This is a genomic window from Tatumella sp. JGM94, assembly GCF_018257595.1.
In the GTDB taxonomy this organism is placed as follows: Bacteria; Pseudomonadota; Gammaproteobacteria; order Enterobacterales; family Enterobacteriaceae; genus Tatumella; species Tatumella punctata.
Map to the genome: position 1 here is coordinate 1 of NZ_JAERJN010000041.1, position 624 is coordinate 624.

The window sequence follows — 624 nt, forward strand, 5'->3', positions numbered from 1 at the left end:
GGCTTTGTCATGTGACTCACCTCTGAGTTGAGAGTTTACTCACTTAGTCGCGTGTCCACTATTGCTGGGTAAGATCAATTTACCGGAAGGAGCGAATATCACCAACGTTATCGTTAATGGCTATAAAGATGGGGTCTTGATTGCAGGTGCGGCTTATTTAGGCCCGGCTGCATCAGTAGGTAAATCTGTGGGGGGAGCAGTCATCGCGGAAATCGCTAATGGTTCTTATCAGTGGTTCGATCTGAGTAAGCCGGGAAATGAAAGTAAAGGTTGGGATTACCGGGGGAGTGCTTCGGCAGGTATTACGGGAGCACTGGCTCCGGGCCGTGGTGTCTGGCAGAACGTTGGCATAGCGGCAGGTGGGGCTGTGTTTACGGATGGAGCTGATGCCGGGGCTGTTGGAAGTGCCGCCGCTGGAGCATGGGTCGGCGGAAAGTTCGGGGAATATGCGCCAGGGTTGGTGAACTCGGTCATAGGAAAAGAATCACCAGGATTTATCTATGATGTTGGAGGTGCCGGTAAGTGTCAAGGTAGTTGTCACCCCCGGTTAATTTAAGCCGCCTGTTTTTCCCGTTCCGGGTTCAACGTTACCGGACCTTCCGGCTGCCAGTTTCTCGTTTTACC

The 624-nt window shown here is 52.6% G+C and carries 1 protein-coding gene; it reads left to right on the forward strand.

The genetic code is table 11. The features are described from left to right. The first annotated feature begins 61 nt into the window (after positions 1 to 61). Positions 62 to 556 carry an adhesin gene (locus JK216_RS16940; protein ID WP_249213216.1) on the forward strand — a complete coding sequence of 165 codons (495 nt, stop codon included), beginning with the start codon at positions 62 to 64 and terminating at the stop codon, positions 554 to 556. Positions 557 to 624: the final 68 nt, after the last annotated feature.